The organism is Mycobacterium sp. NGS50, from assembly GCF_059812545.1.
In genome coordinates this window covers 75,753-90,709 of the sequence record NZ_JCALCW010000007.1, presented here as the reverse complement: position 1 = coordinate 90,709, position 14,957 = coordinate 75,753, and the positions used below count along the sequence as shown (strand labels likewise).

Annotated in this window: 16 protein-coding genes and 1 pseudogene; 6 read left to right on the top strand and 11 right to left on the bottom strand. The window is 66.6% G+C overall.

Annotated elements, in window-relative coordinates:
- Positions 1-59: 59 nt before the first annotated feature.
- Positions 60-1,412: an FAD-binding oxidoreductase gene (locus tag AC5Y36_RS07090; RefSeq protein ID WP_500040159.1), complete on the bottom strand. Its 1,353-nt coding sequence runs from the start codon at positions 1,410-1,412 to the stop codon at positions 60-62.
- A 250-nt stretch (positions 1,413-1,662) separates the two neighbouring features.
- Between AC5Y36_RS07090 and AC5Y36_RS07085 the strand changes: the two genes are divergently transcribed.
- Positions 1,663-1,989, top strand: coding sequence for a hypothetical protein (locus tag AC5Y36_RS07085; RefSeq protein WP_500040158.1), 327 nt, complete (start codon positions 1,663-1,665; stop codon positions 1,987-1,989).
- Positions 1,990-1,997: 8 nt separating this feature from the next.
- On the opposite strand, the gene AC5Y36_RS07080 is transcribed toward AC5Y36_RS07085, so the two are convergent.
- From AC5Y36_RS07080 to AC5Y36_RS07070, 3 genes are all read right to left on the bottom strand, one after another.
- A complete protein-coding gene (locus AC5Y36_RS07080) occupies positions 1,998-2,351 on the bottom strand; it encodes a hypothetical protein (protein ID WP_500040157.1) in 354 nt (117 codons plus the stop codon).
- A 1-nt stretch (position 2,352) separates the two neighbouring features.
- Positions 2,353-3,342: a hypothetical protein gene (locus AC5Y36_RS07075; protein WP_500040156.1), complete on the bottom strand. Its 990-nt coding sequence runs from the start codon at positions 3,340-3,342 to the stop codon at positions 2,353-2,355.
- A 93-nt stretch (positions 3,343-3,435) separates the two neighbouring features.
- A complete protein-coding gene (locus AC5Y36_RS07070; protein WP_500040155.1) occupies positions 3,436-3,945 on the bottom strand; it encodes a hypothetical protein in 510 nt (169 codons plus the stop codon).
- Positions 3,946-4,105: 160 nt separating this feature from the next.
- On the opposite strand from AC5Y36_RS07070, the gene AC5Y36_RS07065 reads away from it, so the two are divergent.
- On the top strand, positions 4,106-5,407 hold the full coding sequence (locus AC5Y36_RS07065) for an ATP-binding protein (protein WP_500040154.1): 1,302 nt from the start codon (positions 4,106-4,108) through the stop codon (positions 5,405-5,407).
- Here AC5Y36_RS07065 and AC5Y36_RS07060 read toward each other — a convergent pair.
- On the bottom strand, positions 5,404-6,387 hold the full coding sequence (locus AC5Y36_RS07060) for a hypothetical protein (protein ID WP_500040153.1): 984 nt from the start codon (positions 6,385-6,387) through the stop codon (positions 5,404-5,406). The genes AC5Y36_RS07065 and AC5Y36_RS07060 overlap by 4 nt on opposite strands.
- A 39-nt stretch (positions 6,388-6,426) precedes the next feature.
- The gene (locus AC5Y36_RS07055) at positions 6,427-6,912 is read right to left on the bottom strand and encodes a winged helix-turn-helix transcriptional regulator (protein ID WP_500040152.1); all 486 of its coding nucleotides are present in this window, start codon (positions 6,910-6,912) and stop codon (positions 6,427-6,429) included.
- A 95-nt stretch (positions 6,913-7,007) separates the two neighbouring features.
- Here AC5Y36_RS07055 and AC5Y36_RS07050 point away from each other — a divergent pair, with 95 nt between their 5' ends.
- Together AC5Y36_RS07050 and AC5Y36_RS07045 are read left to right on the top strand one after the other, a co-directional pair.
- Positions 7,008-7,709 (top strand): SDR family oxidoreductase, encoded by a 702-nt coding sequence (locus tag AC5Y36_RS07050; RefSeq protein WP_500040151.1) that lies wholly within the window; start codon positions 7,008-7,010, stop codon positions 7,707-7,709.
- 34 nt (positions 7,710-7,743) lie between these two features.
- The gene (locus AC5Y36_RS07045) at positions 7,744-8,169 is read left to right on the top strand and encodes a tautomerase family protein (RefSeq protein ID WP_500040150.1); all 426 of its coding nucleotides are present in this window, start codon (positions 7,744-7,746) and stop codon (positions 8,167-8,169) included.
- 59 nt (positions 8,170-8,228) lie between these two features.
- Here AC5Y36_RS07045 and AC5Y36_RS07040 read toward each other — a convergent pair whose 3' ends face one another.
- The 3 genes and pseudogenes from AC5Y36_RS07040 to AC5Y36_RS07030 form a co-directional block, all read right to left on the bottom strand.
- Complete coding sequence (locus tag AC5Y36_RS07040) at positions 8,229-8,651, bottom strand: PIN domain nuclease (RefSeq protein ID WP_500040149.1); 423 nt, start codon at positions 8,649-8,651, stop codon at positions 8,229-8,231.
- Positions 8,642-8,848 carry a type II toxin-antitoxin system VapB family antitoxin gene (locus tag AC5Y36_RS07035; RefSeq protein WP_500040148.1) on the bottom strand — a complete coding sequence of 69 codons (207 nt, stop codon included), beginning with the start codon at positions 8,846-8,848 and terminating at the stop codon, positions 8,642-8,644. Before AC5Y36_RS07035 ends, AC5Y36_RS07040 begins: the two co-directional genes overlap by 10 nt.
- A gap of 106 nt (positions 8,849-8,954) precedes the next feature.
- Positions 8,955-9,317 (bottom strand): annotated as a pseudogene (locus AC5Y36_RS07030) (ATP-binding domain-containing protein); the annotation flags it as partial.
- Positions 9,318-9,521: 204 nt separating this feature from the next.
- On the opposite strand from AC5Y36_RS07030, the gene AC5Y36_RS07025 reads away from it, so the two are divergent.
- Positions 9,522-9,695, top strand: a complete 174-nt coding sequence (locus AC5Y36_RS07025; protein ID WP_500040147.1) for a hypothetical protein — start codon at positions 9,522-9,524, stop codon at positions 9,693-9,695.
- Positions 9,696-9,879: 184 nt separating this feature from the next.
- Here AC5Y36_RS07025 and AC5Y36_RS07020 read toward each other — a convergent pair whose 3' ends face one another.
- Positions 9,880-10,842, bottom strand: a complete 963-nt coding sequence (locus tag AC5Y36_RS07020; RefSeq protein WP_500040146.1) for a hypothetical protein — start codon at positions 10,840-10,842, stop codon at positions 9,880-9,882.
- A 203-nt stretch (positions 10,843-11,045) separates the two neighbouring features.
- Here AC5Y36_RS07020 and AC5Y36_RS07015 point away from each other — a divergent pair, with 203 nt between their 5' ends.
- A complete protein-coding gene (locus AC5Y36_RS07015; RefSeq protein ID WP_500040145.1) occupies positions 11,046-11,288 on the top strand; it encodes a hypothetical protein in 243 nt (80 codons plus the stop codon).
- Here AC5Y36_RS07015 and AC5Y36_RS07010 read toward each other — a convergent pair.
- On the bottom strand, positions 11,275-14,868 hold the full coding sequence (locus tag AC5Y36_RS07010; RefSeq protein ID WP_500040144.1) for a DEAD/DEAH box helicase: 3,594 nt from the start codon (positions 14,866-14,868) through the stop codon (positions 11,275-11,277). The two genes, AC5Y36_RS07015 and AC5Y36_RS07010, sit on opposite strands and share 14 nt — an antisense overlap.
- Positions 14,869-14,957: the final 89 nt, after the last annotated feature.

Genomic DNA, 14,957 nt, shown 5'->3' with positions numbered 1-14,957 from the left:
AATTCTCTCAACGGGCACCGACACAAAATCGGGCTGCGGCTGTCGGCGGGGAGGAGGGGCTAGGGCGCGGGTGGGATGTTGTGGTTGAGGGCGAAGCGGTTGTGCGGGTCCAGGCGGGCCTTGAGCGCGGCCAGCCGCCGGTAGTTGTCCTCCCCGAAGCTGGCCCGGATGCGTTGCGGCTCTTGCTCACCCACGAAGTTCAGATATGCCCCGTCGGCTCCGAGCGGACGCAGCACGTCCTGGGCGTGCGCGGCCCACGCCAGGCAGCGCTCGGTGTCGGCCGGCTCGGTCCAGGTCGTCATCAGATGGATGACGTACGGGTAGCCGCGCGCGCTGAGGGCCGTGGCGTCGGGGGCGACGCGGCCGGCGGCCCCGCCGAGCCGGATCAGGTTCAGCCGGGTTTGTGGGGCGGGCCGGTCCCCGCCGAGCTGGGTGATGGCCGTTATCGCCGCGTCGGAGAGGTCCTCCAGATACACCGACGTCCAGGTGTTGAACCAGCCGAACCGGGCGGTGTCGTCGAGCACCGTCTGCCAGGTCACGTACAGCATTTTGCGCTGCTGGGTGGCCACCGGTTGCACGCCGGGGACGTCGAGCAACGCCGCGAGGTCGGTGGCCCCGATCTCGTCGGTGCGGGTGGAGCAGGCCGAGATGTTGACCTGCGGGCGGCCCGACTCCAGGTCGGTGGAGTAGTCGAGGATGGCGGCGAGATGATCTGGCGCCTGGTCCATTCGGGTGCGGAAGTGTCGCAGCACGGCGTCGGTGTCGGCTGCGTCGTAGCTGCGGATGGCGCCGTTGACCCGGGGCTGCTCGTGTAACCGCAGCACGAGTTCGGTGACCACCCCGAAGTTGCCGCCGCCCCCGCGCAGCCCCCACAGCACGTCCGGGGTCGGCATCTCCCGAACCGACAGCACCTCCCCGTCGGCGGTCACCAGGTCGGCGCCGATCAGGTTGTCGCATGCCAGACCGTAGGCGCGTGAGAGCCAGCCGATCCCGCCGCCGAGGGTGAACCCGCTGACCCCGGTCGTCGAGATCGTTCCGCCGGGGCAGGCCAACCCGTGCGGGGTGCAGGCCCGGTCGACGTCGCCCCAGGTGGCGCCGGCCCCGACGTGGGCGATCCGCTTCTCGGCGTCTACCCGTACCGCCCGCAGCAGCGACACGTCGATGACGACGCCGCCGTCGGTGCAGCCGTGCCCGGCCACCCCGTGCCCGCCGCCGCGCACCGCGATCGGCAGACCCGAGTCGACGGCGTAGCGCACCGCGGCCACGACGTCGTCGCGGCTGCGGCAGTACAGCAGGACGGCGGGCCGTTTGTCGATCAGGCCGTTGAACACCCGGCGCAACCGGTCGTAGCCGGCGGTGTCGGGATAGACCGCCTCCCCGGTGAAACCGGGCGGCCCCGGCGCATCAGCCACCGGGCAATCCCATCATGGGCTCACCGGTGGACGACAGGGACCAACGTCATCGGGGCTCCCCGGCGGGTCGGCGCCGCGCCGCGGCCCTGATTTTGCGCCCAGGGCTGCGCTCCGGGCGCGATCACAGCCCTCACCGCAAAAAGGGCGGGTCGCCGGTCACCTGCGACCGATCCGACGGCTGGTTGCAGGCTGTGGAATGGAATCGCGCGACGCAATTGGCCGACCGCGGCACCGGAGTAGGCTGCCCACCATGCCGCCGGAGGATCTCGAGGCACGCATCACCAAGCTGGAGGGCGAGGTGCGCGAGTTGCGCGGCCGCGTGCGCGCCACCGAGCAAGACGCCACTGCTGCTCGGGTGCTCGCCGGCGGGGCGGATCGCGACATCGGCGAGGTCGGCGCCGAGGTCCGCGACTTCCGAAACGCCACCACCGCCAGCTTCAACGCGCTGCGGGAGGACATGGTCGACATGCGCCAGGAGATGCGCGCCAAGTTCGACGTGGCCGCCGCCGGCCAGCAGCGCATCGTCAAGCTGATTCAAACGGTCATCGACGCGCAGGGCGACAAAGACTCGGCCTGAGCTGTCCGCTAGTCGGCGGTGAGCTTCGCCCCACACGCCGGGCACCACCGGACGTCGCCGCCGAGCAGCGCCATGAGGGATGAAGGATCCGCGACGTGCAGGGTGCACGCCGTTCGGGCGAGATGTGCGCGGATGGCGCCCACGATGAATCCCGCTCGCCCGACCGGCCCGGACACGTACCCGTCGACACTCGTTGTGCCCTCAGCGATCACGTCGCTTTCGTCGAGCTCGCGGTCCGCACCGCGCAGGGCGCCGTCGGGGTCGACGCCGACGACGGCGTAGGCGAAGTGACCGGACGGCCGCAGGTCGAGTTCGATGCGCCACGACCTGGACAGGGATCGCAGCCAACGCGACCTCCGCAAGTCACGCCGACTCGGCCCGCCGGCTGCGCAACGCGTCGCACGCCGCGACGAACCGGCGCCACTCGGCCTCGGTGGGCCGGGCCCCGCCGTTGACCGCCGCCGTCGAGTCGACGACCAGGCCGGGCGCCAACGGGTCCAGCAGGGCGGCGAGTTTGGCGATGTGACCGGCCGGGCTGTCGGCCCAGCTCTGATACACCCGTTTGCGGATCCACGCCCGGGCGCTGTCGGCGCCGGCGGCCAGATCCAGCTCCGGAAGCCGCAGCGCCCGCCCGCAGCGGCTGGCCTGCTCCTCGAAGCGGTCCCCCCACGACTCGGTCTGCCAGCCGGGCCACCGCTCGGGAAGTTCGCGGCAGATGCCCATGTTGTCGACACAGTGCCACTCGGCCACCGCCTGACGGCCGACATCGACGTGGACACCACCTTCGGGCAGCGTCTGCAGGGTCAGCCGGGTCTGCCCGCGGCCGGGGAGTTTGTCCAGCAGCGCCGGGCCGTGCCAGGCCTGACTGACCGTCCAGCGCAGTGGCCACAGCCGCAGCTGACCGTCGCCATCAACGACCGACACCACCTGGCACATCTCGGTCCGGTTGGCGGCCAGCTTGGTGGCCGGGCATTTGGGCCAGTCGTCGTCGCGCCATTGCGCACCGACATATCCGGCCAGCTCGGCAGGCCCGTCATAGGCCCAGCCCACCGCATATCCCGGCCACAGGTCCGGAAGCACGGCCAGCATCGCGCGGCGTTCGAGCATGGTGTCCATCAACTCGTCGCCGAAGAACAGCAGCCGGTGCTGGTCCAGATCGATGACCGCACCGCCGTCGGCCCAGGCTGAGGGCAACCAGCCGATGTTGGGCAAGTCTTCCAGCGAATCCACATAGCGCAGCGCCAACTCCGGCCCGCCGAGCAGCGCGTCGAGCATGCGGCAGCCCGCCCAGTGTGCGTAATACAGTTTCCAGTCGCCGTATTCGACCACGACGAAATTCGCCCGGTTGCCCATGTCGTCCGCCTTTTTGTGTTGGCGGCCAGTGTGCTCCGCGGCGACGGTATCGGGTAGTCACCGGCGGTCGGGGTTGTGCATGCGTCGGCGGGTTCAGGCCGAGCCGTGGTCGGTGAACCACTGCTCGAATTCGGCCATGCTCTGCGCGTCGTCGTGCTGCGCGTCGGGCAGCAGATCGTCGTGCACGACGCCGGCGGGTGCGACCGGCAGCGCCTGAAAGCGGCCGTGCTCGATATCGCCGAGGATCTCGTAGGCCTCGTGGACGACCGCGCCCAGCAGATCGCGTGCGTTGTCGCTGTCGCCGGCGCGCTGCTGGTAGCGGTGAGCGGCGTTGCCGAGCCGGCCGAAGAACTCGAACTTCGTCATCGAATCGAACAGCGGTCGGCACGCGGCCCACAGGCCACGCACCAGCCACGACAGGCTTGCCGCGTGCGGGGTGACAACATATTTCAACGATTCGTCGTACTCGGATGCGGGCATCTCGGTGACGACGCACAACCCGGCGCCGCCCCACAGCCGCCAGTCGTGGCCGACCTCCCCGGCGGCGACGGCACGGTCCAGCGCGGCCAGTCGGGCCCGGGCCGCCGTCAGCTTGTCGTTCATAGTTGGAAAGCGTAGATCCGAGGTCCGACATTGAGCGTCAACAGCGAGGTTCCGCCTCGCACGTCAGCGCCGCTGGCCATCGCACCGTCTGCGAGAAAACGGGACCGATCGCTGCGGAATATCGGTATCACAGACTGCGGGAAAACGGTATCGCGCCGTTGTGGCCGCACCCTATATGCCCAGACTCGTCGATCCGCTGATCACCGAGCTGCTGGCGGGCTTTCCCGCTGTTCTGGTGGTGGGACCGCGGGCGTGTGGAAAGACGACAACGGCGGCCCGGCACGCTCGCACCGTCGTTCGACTTGACCGCGAGGCAGAAGCTGCGGCGGTTCGCGCCGATCCCGACGGCGCCTTGGATGTTGCGCGACCAGTACTGCTGGACGAGTGGCAGCTTGTGCCGGAGATCCTCGCCGCGGTGAAGCGGGCCGTTGACTCGCGTCCGGGGCCGGACAGCTATTTGATCACCGGATCGGTGCGCTCTGATCTGGAGGGTGCAGGCTGGCCGTTGACCGGTCGCGCGTTGCGGGTGCAGATGTACGGGATGACCGAGCGCGAGATCGGCGGCCACAGCACGACGGGGTCGCGGCTGGATCAGCTCGCAGCGCGCGGCGTCGATGGATTGCCCACACCCAATGATCCGCCCAAGCTTAACGAGTACATCGCCCGCGCCCTTCGGTCCGGGTTTCCCGAGGCCGTGCTGGCATCGTCGGATCGACTTCGCCGCCAATGGCTTCGGGCTTACATCGACCAGTTGCTCACCCGGGATGCCGAGACAATCGACAATGCCCGCGACCTGGTGCGACTGCGTCGCTACTTCCATACCCTGTGCCTGAACACCGCGGGCGTCGTCGCCGCTAAGACCCTCTACGACAGCGCTGGCGTGGACCGCAAGACCGCACTGGCATACGACCGGCTGCTCACCAATCTGCTGGTGGTCGACGAGGTGCCTGCGTGGTGGACGAACCGGCTCAAACGCTTGGCCCGGACCCCGAAGAGATACATCATCGACCCCGGTATCGTTGTGGCCCAGCTTCGTCTCGATCTCGCCGGCGTCCGCCGCGACGGTGACCTGCTGGGGCGTCTGCTGGATACCTTCGTCATGGCGCAACTGCGTGCCGACGCCGCCGTGGTCAGACCGAACCCAGTCTGTACCACCTGCGCACGGAGCAGGGCCGCCACGAGGTCGATATCGTCGTTGAATACGCCGAGGGAACCGTGTTCGGGATCGAGGTCAAGTCCGGCGGCGCTCCGGGCAGTGACGATGCCAAGCACCTGCGCTGGCTCCGCGATGAACTCGGCAACCGATTCATCGGCGATGCCCTGCTGCACTCCGGTCCCCGCCGCTATCCGCTCGCGGAACGCATTGTCGCTGCACCGATCTGCTCGCTGTGGGGGTGATGAGCTTGGCTACGATGGCACGCGGTCAATGATTCAATGGCGCGGTATCCGCAGTTGTCACTAAGCACCGCGCACGAGCTTTTCAATTCCTGCGAAGACTTTGCGGAGAACGTCGTCGGTGTCATCCATGTCCAGCACGACGGGGGCCATCTCGACGGGGCCGCGCGCATAGCGCAACACGTCGGGGAACTCGCCGACGCGCTCGACGAACTCATCAGTGAACCTGCGGTAGCCCTGCAAGGGAACATCCATTGCGCGGCCGCAATCGCGAAGGAAGGCAGCATGTTCCGCCGGCGCGACGACACCGCGAGACCGCTCGGCCAGACGCAGGAGGCGTTCGTGCAGATCCATCAGCCGGTTGGCCGCGTGCACGATGCCGTCGGCGTCAGCGCTGTCCTCGTCGTCGAGGTCGCCGAAGGCCCGCAGGAATCCCTGGCTGAGCATCACCTCCTCCAGCTGGCCCAGAAGCACGGAAAGCTGCTCCATAACGTCAAGCATGAAGCGCGCCAGCTCGGGTCCGGTGTGCATGCGCACGCCGTTTGGCGGGGCGTAGCCCAGCTGCTGATCGCGCAGCCGCGGCTGCACCTGTGCGCGCCGCTGCACCAGCACCGACGCGAACACCGCGTAGCGCCAGCATGGCGGGCGCTCGGCCAGCAGCGCGTCCAGACCTTCGGCGGTATAGGCAACTGCGGCCACATGCGGCTGTTCCCCTGCGTCCCCGTTGATCTCGTCCAGTCGCGGCTGCGGGGAGATGCGGCGCGTCGCCGCGGCACCCTCGGCGCCGTAGATCCCTCTGCTGTCGCCCCGCAGCGCCCAGCGGTGCTGTTGGTCGGCGCGATCACCGACGGCGTCTCGGCGCCGTGCAGCGATGCCGCGTCGTTCGCCGATCCACGGCGCCAGCGCATAGCCGGCAAAGCCCAGCCCCGCTACGGCGGTGATGGCCAACGCCCAGCCGATGGACCCGGCGGCGCAGGCGAGGACGACCACGACCGCGACCAGAACGGTGGCGCGCCGGATCGGACTGGACCAGACGAGGGGCCTCATGGCGCTCAGGGTAGAGATGGGCACTGACATGCCGGCAGGTCAGCGTGCGCGGCGCGGCGCGTTCCACTGGATCTCGATGTCAGCGGGGTCGATCGCCGGGCCGTCCAGGTCGTCGGTGACGCGCACCCCGATCCGGCGCTGGGTGTTGGTGTCGAGGAAGTTCAGCGGCGGCGCACCGTCCTGCAGGTACTTGTCGCCCCACTGCAGCAGCGACAGGAACACCGGCAGCAGGTCCTCGCCGGCCTCGGTCAGCCGGTACTCGTCGCGGGCCCGCTGGCCGGACTCCCGATAGGGGACGCGGGTGAGGATTCCGGCGGCCTCCAGCTGTTTGAGCGCCCGGGATATGGCCGGCGCCGATGCGCCGATGCGCGCGGTGAAGTCCTCGAAGCGGGTTGTGCCGTAGAAGCATTCCCGCACCACCAGGAACGCGGTCTTGGTGCTGAGCACGTCGAGCAGCTTGGCCACCGAGCAGGCGTCGCCGGTGGACCACCGTGTGCGGTCGCGCAGCCGGGGCTCGAACTTCATGTGACCCAGCATACGTGACTAACGATTGCGTTATTCAGAGAATCGTGGTTCCATCTCACTAACGAAATCGTTACTCAGATGGAAGGGGCTTCGAGATGGTGGCAGTGGCAGGCAAGGTGGTGGTGATCACCGGGGGTCGGCGCGGGCTGGGCGCGGCGCTGGTCGACGAGGTGCTGGCCCGTGGTGCGGCCAAGGTGTACTCGACCGCCCGCGCGGCGTTCACCGATGCGCGCCCGTCGGTGGTGACCCATGCACTCGAGGTGCGCTCCCCCGCGTCGGTCGCCGCGCTGGCCCAGGCGGCCGGCGACGCCGAGATCGTGTTCAACAACGCCGGGGTACTGCTGCCGGATTCGCTGCTGACCGGCTCCTTCGACGACATCAGCGACACCTTCGACGTCAACGTGTTCGGGCCGCTGCGCGTTGCCCGCGGGTTCGCGCCGATTCTGGCGGCCAACGGTGGCGGGGCCCTGGTCAACATGCACTCGGTGCTGTCGTGGATGGCCGGGGCCGGGGCCTACGGCGCCTCCAAGGCCGCCGCCTGGTCGGTGACCAACTCGCTGCGCACCGAGCTGGCGGCCCAGCACACCCAGGTCGTCGGGGTGCACGCCGGATTCATCGACACCGACATGGTGGCCGGGATGGCCGGCCCCAAGGTGACGCCCGCCCAGGTGGCCGCACGCATCGTCGACGGCCTGGAAGCCGGGACGGTGGAGGTGTTGGCCGACGACGTCTCCGTCGGCGTCAAGGCCGCGCTGTCGGGCCCGGTCGAAAACCTGGCCTTCAGCCTGACGCACTGACCCCCGTCCCCCGATCAGTTGAGGAGCACTTGCTATGCCGTTGTGGACGATTCACCACACCCCCGGGATCTTCAGCGTCGAGGAGAAGCAGGCGCTGGCATCCCGCATCACCGACTACTACGAGCGGGTCGGGCTGCCGCGCTTCTACGTGGTTGTCGTTTTCAGTGAGACCGCCCCCGAGGACCTCTACGTCGGCGGGGAGCCGACGCCGGCCGGGGTGCGCATCGTCATCGAGCACATCGCCCGGCGGGCCGGCGACGCGGACATCCGCCGGCGGATCACCGCGGGGATTCACACGATCCTCGCCCCCTACCTGGACCGGCATCCGGACCTGCACTGGGAATTCCATATCGACGAAACCAGCGAGGAATTGTGGATGATCAACGGACTGGTGCCGCCGCCGGGCGGGTCGGAAGCGGAGAAGCGTTGGGCGACCGAGAATGTGGTGTCGGCGTATTGAGGGATCGGCCATCGGCAACCGCGGCTGGTCGTCGGCGGCTCATCGGGTCGATCGCGGCGCTACAGGGTGCCGCGGGGAGCAACCCATTCATGACGGAATTCGATGACGGTGGCGGCGATGTCGAAGTCGCTGTCGTAGTGGATGACGGTGATGCGGTGCTCCGCAGCGAGCGCGGCGGTGAGCAGGTCGGGGATGCCGACAGACCGATGTTGACCGCGTTGCGCGAGACGGCGTTGGGCGTTCAGGGCTGCGCCCCAGTGGTCATCGTTGGTCGGAAGATATTCATAGGCAAGTTTGCGGTCACGCCACAGCTGCTCGTATTCGCTTGGGCTGCGGGCACTGTAGAGCGCTTCGGCGTCGAGAACGGCGGTGGTGGCGACCAGGCCGAGGTCGATGATCTCGGTGAGCCGACCTGCGACAGCGGCGATATTCATCCGCGCCGCGGCGCTGGTGTCGATCAGATACTGGCCGACTATCGCCATACCGTCTCACGCTGGGCGGGATCGGCCATCGACGCCAGCCCACCGGCGGCCAGCCACTCGATCTGGCGACTGCGAGCACGGCGGCTGACGGCTTCATGCAGGGCGGTGCGCACGGTGTCGGCGATGGTGGTCGTCCCGAGTTCGCGGCGCGCGGTTTCGAGTAGCTCGTCGTCGAGATCAATCAACCGTTTCGTCACGGCACCCCCAGCAGAATATATCCATATCCCCTGAAACAGTATATATGCCTGTCAATGACATATATACATCAATCGGCAAACCACGCCCGGGGGCGTGGTCGTCAGGCTAGGGACGGGGTGCGACATCGACGTCGCCCGCGCCGCCCGTAACGCCCAACCGTCGTGCCAGATCGGGTCCGCCGGCCCCGGCGATGAAATCCGGGTCGCCGCACACGACAAGCCGGTCGCGGGCGCGAGATAGCCCGACATACAGGCGTTCTCGGGCCCGTTCGATGGGGCCCTTCGCGTCGACGACGAGAACCACGGCGCGCCGCTCCAAACCCTTGAAGCCCAGCACGTGCCCGTAGAAGACCTGCTCGGCGTCCCAGAAGCTGTCCCAGTAGGCGCGGGTGCCGCCCTCCTGGCGGGCCACCTGCTCGGGATGGCGGCCCCCGGTGGCCAGCAGGGCGACATCTTCGGGCCGCCAACCGGCACGACGCTCAGCTAATCGGTTTCCTCCTGCAGTTGGTCGTGCAAGGCTGCGGTGGCTACAGTCTCGACCGCCTGCACCTCGGAGCTGCGGTCCGATGCACGGATGAGGTCCAAGCCCTTGTCTCGTACGCACTTGCCCATGGCTTCGGTGCCGCCTGCGCTCCTCCTGCTTCGGGCATTTCTACCGCTAGTCTCTCCCGAGTTGGGTCAAACCCGAGTTGCCCACGGGTTGGCGCGGGCCGCAGGTCTGCTCAAGCCGCCCCTGGAGATCATGTGGGGCGACGACGTGCGCCAGACAAATCAGTCCCTCGACGCCGAGGTGCCCGACGCGGCCGGGAATCTGTTCGGGCGCTGGAACAGGTCACCGCTATCATAGACTGGCCCAACCAGTTCGAGTGCGTGCTCGTCGCTGCCGGCCGACTCTACCGCGGCCAAGCGCCCGGTATTCCGAGGTGGGCAGAGTCCCGGCAACATGACCCGCTGGACATTAATCACCCGCAGTGGTGGACTCGGGTGGCGATGGACTCGGGCGTGCGCAGCGCGGGACGGCGCCCAACCATTCACTCAGTTTCGAGAGTACGTAGGCGAGAATCTCGGAGGACACGCGCCGTCCGTTCCTCGTAAATCTTTGTTAAATCCTCCATTTCGCCGACACGATACTGGAGGCCCACAGGAAGTACGAATAGCGCCATCGAAGCTGCCAGCGAGCAGAAATAGAAAAATCCCGACTCAGACTGAGGCTTATCCGACAGGTGGGCCAAGTCATGACCCAACCTCGCGAGGTATTCCGACAGGGTGTGCTCGGCAAAGACCACCGCTGCCAGGGTGGCGCCGGCCGTTGCCACCATGTACAGCAGCCGCTGCTTACGAGCGAGCCGGGCGTATCGATCAGCTTCGGCTGGGCGAGCGATGCTACCGGGAACCTTCCACCGCTTATGGCGAAACCTATCCCGGAAACGGCCCTCGTCGGACACGTCGAATCGATCCCAGTCAAACATCCAGTACAGCTCGCCGTCTCCCCACGCCGAAGTCTTCGTCATCTCACGCGCCAGCCGGTGCCCGCTGCGTACCTGCCAGAACATCAACCCCGCCATCAGGCATGTCCCTGGACCGTAGACGACGTCACCAAGATGGGCTTTGATCAGCGAAAGACATCCCAGCCCGGCGTAGATTACGGCCGCGAGCCAAATCGGTTTCAACCGAAGCCATCCGGCCGCCTCTGAAGATGACCACCATTGCCGAACCCGGCGACCTTCGGGAACGTATTTCGACTTCGCAACCGGTTGCTTGTCGGCGCTTGTGATCGTGGCGCCGGTACAAAACGTCGCCAACACAGCCAGCGCGTAGAAGATCCCGAACAGGTAAGTCACCGCGGCGGCAATGTTATGCGACGTGCCCAACCACGCCAGAATTGCCGCGATAATGTAAACCACATAGCTCAAAGCGGTAATGAACACCACCCATCTTGCGGCCCGCGCCGACCGAGGACCTACCGCATACCGAAATCCCGCCACCTGGATCACTGGCCTCACCCCTTCCTCTCGCTGTGCAGCCCTTGCTGCCCGAGTTCCGACGCATCAACACCGCGGCCGCACTTTAACTCGGCCCACCGACAGACAAGGAGAGTCAGCCGCGCCCGGGCCGTCTGACAGATTGGTACGCGGTGCGGCGTTATCCTGATTGTCGGCTGGCCAGGCATGCACGGCGGTCTGTCGTTGTCAACGGCGTGATTGTGCAGGAGCTCTCGGGCTTGGCCGAGGCCAGAACCGGCGTAGTGACCGCGCCGCGCGAGAACATCGAGGAATATTCCAGCAACGCTCAAACACTGACCCTTCCGATGGCCCTGCTCGTCATCATCATGCCATCGCACACGACCCGACGGTTGTCCTCACTGAATGACGCGGTGAGCACCAATCTGGTCTCCGTTAACTACGGCTGGCAGTTGCAGAGCTCAGTCACTCATCCTTGACAAAATCAACGTCGTAGAACGGCGAACGCGGCCTCGGCGCAGATGGTTTACGCGTGCTGGTGGACCGTCGCGCTTTACCGGCCCGCCGCGTTGCCGCCGACTTGTCCGATGTAGACCCACCGCTGCCCGCCACCGACTCCCGACGCCCAGTCGCCGTAGATTCACCCCCCAGCCGTTTGGCGGCCAGCAGTGCGTTGCGATCCCCGTTCGTCAACCGCGTGAGCCCGAGAAGTTGGGCGACTCGTCGCAGCAGTTCCCCATCAGCGAGCGGCCGAGCAGCAGACACCGTGCTGCAATACTCCGCTAGCTCCGCTGGCGGCACGATGTCGATGCTTCGGGGCCCGAGTTCGCGCGCAACGACCCGGGGCTGAGTCGGCAGGCGAAACGTCCTGGGCTTGTTGCCTGTTTGGTTGTAGGGCTTGTCCGACACGATCAGCTTCCGCCTCTCGGCGGCAGAGATCGCACTGTTAAGTAGGCGGGAAAACACGTCATGCGACTCGTGGCCGGTTGAACATTTCTTGTAGACCTGATGAATGCGCCAACCGGTCATTGGTCCTTCGGCCAAGACGATTCGCGCCACGATGCCGGCAATCTGATTGGGCTCGATCTGGCTGATCGGCGGTAATACCTCGGTGAAGACCGGATACGGCTGCAACTGAGTGCGCTTCGCCGGGGAGGTGAGCTCCGCGATTCCCGGTTGTGTGAGCTTCGATCCCTTCAGACCGGTGACCCGCCGCGGCCGGCTCGCATACTTGTCATTGGTACTTCCCGGCACCACGGCGGGCGGTGTGGCAGGGGTACCCGTCGCGACAGGAAGAGCGGGTGAGGCACCGCGCACGGCGGACTCCGGTGGGGTTACTGGCGGTGTGTCGTGTCGAGCCGTGGGCGCCAGATTTGCACGCTGCGTCGGCGGCGGGAGCGGCAACGGAGGCGTGGTCGCGGCAGGAGGGCTCTGCCCGAAGATCCGTTCGCGCTCTGCGGCAATGATCTCCCGCGCCAGTTGGGCTTCCGACACGTCGTACGCTTCTGGGGCGCTGTCCGCGGTCTCGCTCTCACGCGCGAAATCGTCAAAAACCTCTTTCTTGTGCGCCAGCATTTCACGGAGTCGCTGGTCAACCCCTTCATCGGAAATAAGTCGATGCACCTGAACGGATTCCAGCTGCCCCATCCGATGTGCCCGTGCGATGGCTTGCCATTCGGCGGTGGGCTTCAGCTGCGGTTCGCAGATCACAACAACCGATGCAGCCTGGATGTTCAAGCCGACGCCACCGGCGAGGACTTGGGCAACCAGAACTGCGCCCTTCCTGGCCGCCGAGAAGTTATCGATCAAGACCTGGCGCTGGCTGGCCGCAACCTTCCCGGTGAGGGGCCCGAAGACACGGCCCGGCATATGCTGTGCCACCTGATTGAGGACGTCCAAGAAGTAGGAAAAGACGACGACGCGTCGTCCGTTCGCCTCGGCTTCGTTGACGATCTCGATTAATCGCTGCATCTTGGCGGATTTGAGGCCTTGGTTCATGCCCGCCTGCCGCATAGCCATGAAATTGCGTTGCTGGACAGCGTCTCGGTAGGCAGCGAGATCGTCTCCCGACATCTCGACCCACTCATCGACTTCCACGAGCTCGGGGAGCTCAGTGAGGACGTCTTCCTGGTTTCGGCGCAAGTACGCCGGCGCTACTTGTCTTCGGAATTTCTTTGGGGAGAACTCATTTGCGTCCACCACCAAATCCGAACGGAGGTATCCAACCAGATTGCGGAACTCATCGAGCCGGTTCTCCAGCGGGGTTCCGGTCAGCAGAATGGCGCGCTCGCATGTATCGATCAGCTCCGTCGACCGCCGGGATCTCAAGGCGTCCGGGTTCTTGATGTAGTGCGCTTCGTCAACGACGACGCAGCCGAGCTCCGGCAGGGCAACGCCGTCTTTCAGCCACGACAGGGTTTCAAACGTTGTGACGGCGACGCCGCCGTTGCGGGCCCAGTTCTTGGCTGCCCATCCCCGATCGGGGCCGTGCAGGCGATGCGCCGCTAGCTTCGACTTGGAGGTCACCTCACGGACCCAGTTCGTGACCACAGCTGCGGGGCACACGACGAGGAAGTTGTGGACCCCCTTGGCACGCAGGTGCGTCAGGACCGCGAGGGCTTCCACCGTCTTGCCGAGGCCCATCTCGTCGCCGATTATGACCTTGCGCTGCACCAACGCGAATCTGGCGGCGAAGCCCTGGTAGCCGCGCAGCGAGGCTGTCAGGTAGTCGCCTTTGAGCTCGAACGCACGTACCGCTTCGATGATCTCGGTGGGCAGGTCGCCATGGGTTTTCTCGTCGTCTTCGGTGATGAATCCCAGTTCGGCGAGCAGCGCGAAGTAGTCGGCGGGGCGAGCCAGGAAGTCGTCCCAGGGATCGGACAACTGGGCGGAGGCACGGGCGTCCGAGAGGGTCCAGGCCGATTGTCCAACCGCGTGAACGGCCTCGCGGAATTCCGCAGCAGTCGAGTCCGCCGTCGACACGACGATGGCGTGGGTGACTGTCGCGTTGATGGCGGCGGCGATGGGAGCCAACTCTTCGACGAGAGCGATATCGGCGGGTGAGGCCGAGATGCGGCGTGCGGTGTCCCAGGCCCGCAGGCTGCGGAGGAATGCGGTGTGCTCGGGGGTGCGGTTCTTGATGTCGATGCGCATGGGCATCTCATCGAAGGTGTTCTGCCGCAGGGTTCGCGCCGCGCCGCGGATGCGCTTGGCGGTCATTTCGCCGATCCCGTCGAAGGTGTCGAGCAGGTACGCGTTGGTCAGGACGGCGAGCACGTCGGTGATGCCGTTGTCGGCGAGTGGCCCGACCCGGATTTGGTCCCGGGTGGCCTCGCGGAGACGCTCGACCGGCATGGCGGCCAGCATCCGATCGGTTTCCTTGTTCCGGACGTGGTTGCCGGCGTCGACGGCGGCTTTGCGCAGCTTGGCCTCGTCGGTGGCCGCATTCCGGATGATGGCGGCTGCGTTGGGCAGGCTGGCAAACGACGACGCTGCATGGATGGTGGCGGTCTTACCCTGGTCGGGCAGTTTTTGCCCAAGCCCCACCCAGTCGGCCAAGGCGTCCGATGCCGTCAGGATTCGCAGCCGTTGGTTGTCGCGGGGCGCCGCTCGCTGGATTTCGTCGCGCATCCCGCTGGCGAGGAATGACCGTCGGTAATCGGCCAGGAATGTCGCGGCTTGCCGCGCCTTGTCCCGGGTCCCGCCGAACAGCAGCAACCGGCCGAACCCGGTGACCGCCCGGAGATGCTCAGTAGCCTGCGCGGCCTCCGTGGTCAGTCGGTCGAGTTCACGCTGGACTTCGGGCGTCACCGGCGGAAGGCATGCCTTGGCGGCGATGGTCCGGAGCTGCTCGGTGTTGTTGGCACCCAGCGGCAGGAAATACCAGAGCACCCGACCGTCGCGTCGAACTTGAACCATGCGGTGCAGCAGCGCCACGGTCTGATGGTCCGCGGCGGTCGTGATGTCCTCGCGGGCCGCCAACACCTCCGTGGCAGTCTCGACCCAGCCGCGAACTTCGTCACCAATCGCCGATTTTGACGGCTGTTCGTTGCTGCCCATGGCTCCCGCCGGTCTGTGGATTCCTGCGAAGATTAGCCGAGCCGTCCGACGATGCCCGGGTTAGCCCGCGGGTTGTCGGACCGCTCAGC

Coding starts and splice junctions, on each gene's coding strand:
- AC5Y36_RS07050 (WP_500040151.1), top strand. CDS start 7,008: ATGGTGGCAGTGGCAGGCAAGGTGGTGGTGATCACCGGGGGTCGGCGC.
- AC5Y36_RS07010 (WP_500040144.1), bottom strand. CDS start 14,868: ATGGGCAGCAACGAACAGCCGTCAAAATCGGCGATTGGTGACGAAGTT.
- AC5Y36_RS07060 (WP_500040153.1), bottom strand. CDS start 6,387: ATGAGGCCCCTCGTCTGGTCCAGTCCGATCCGGCGCGCCACCGTTCTG.
- AC5Y36_RS07040 (WP_500040149.1), bottom strand. CDS start 8,651: ATGGCGATAGTCGGCCAGTATCTGATCGACACCAGCGCCGCGGCGCGG.
- AC5Y36_RS07070 (WP_500040155.1), bottom strand. CDS start 3,945: ATGAACGACAAGCTGACGGCGGCCCGGGCCCGACTGGCCGCGCTGGAC.
- AC5Y36_RS07045 (WP_500040150.1), top strand. CDS start 7,744: ATGCCGTTGTGGACGATTCACCACACCCCCGGGATCTTCAGCGTCGAG.
- AC5Y36_RS07085 (WP_500040158.1), top strand. CDS start 1,663: ATGCCGCCGGAGGATCTCGAGGCACGCATCACCAAGCTGGAGGGCGAG.
- AC5Y36_RS07055 (WP_500040152.1), bottom strand. CDS start 6,912: ATGAAGTTCGAGCCCCGGCTGCGCGACCGCACACGGTGGTCCACCGGC.
- AC5Y36_RS07075 (WP_500040156.1), bottom strand. CDS start 3,342: ATGGGCAACCGGGCGAATTTCGTCGTGGTCGAATACGGCGACTGGAAA.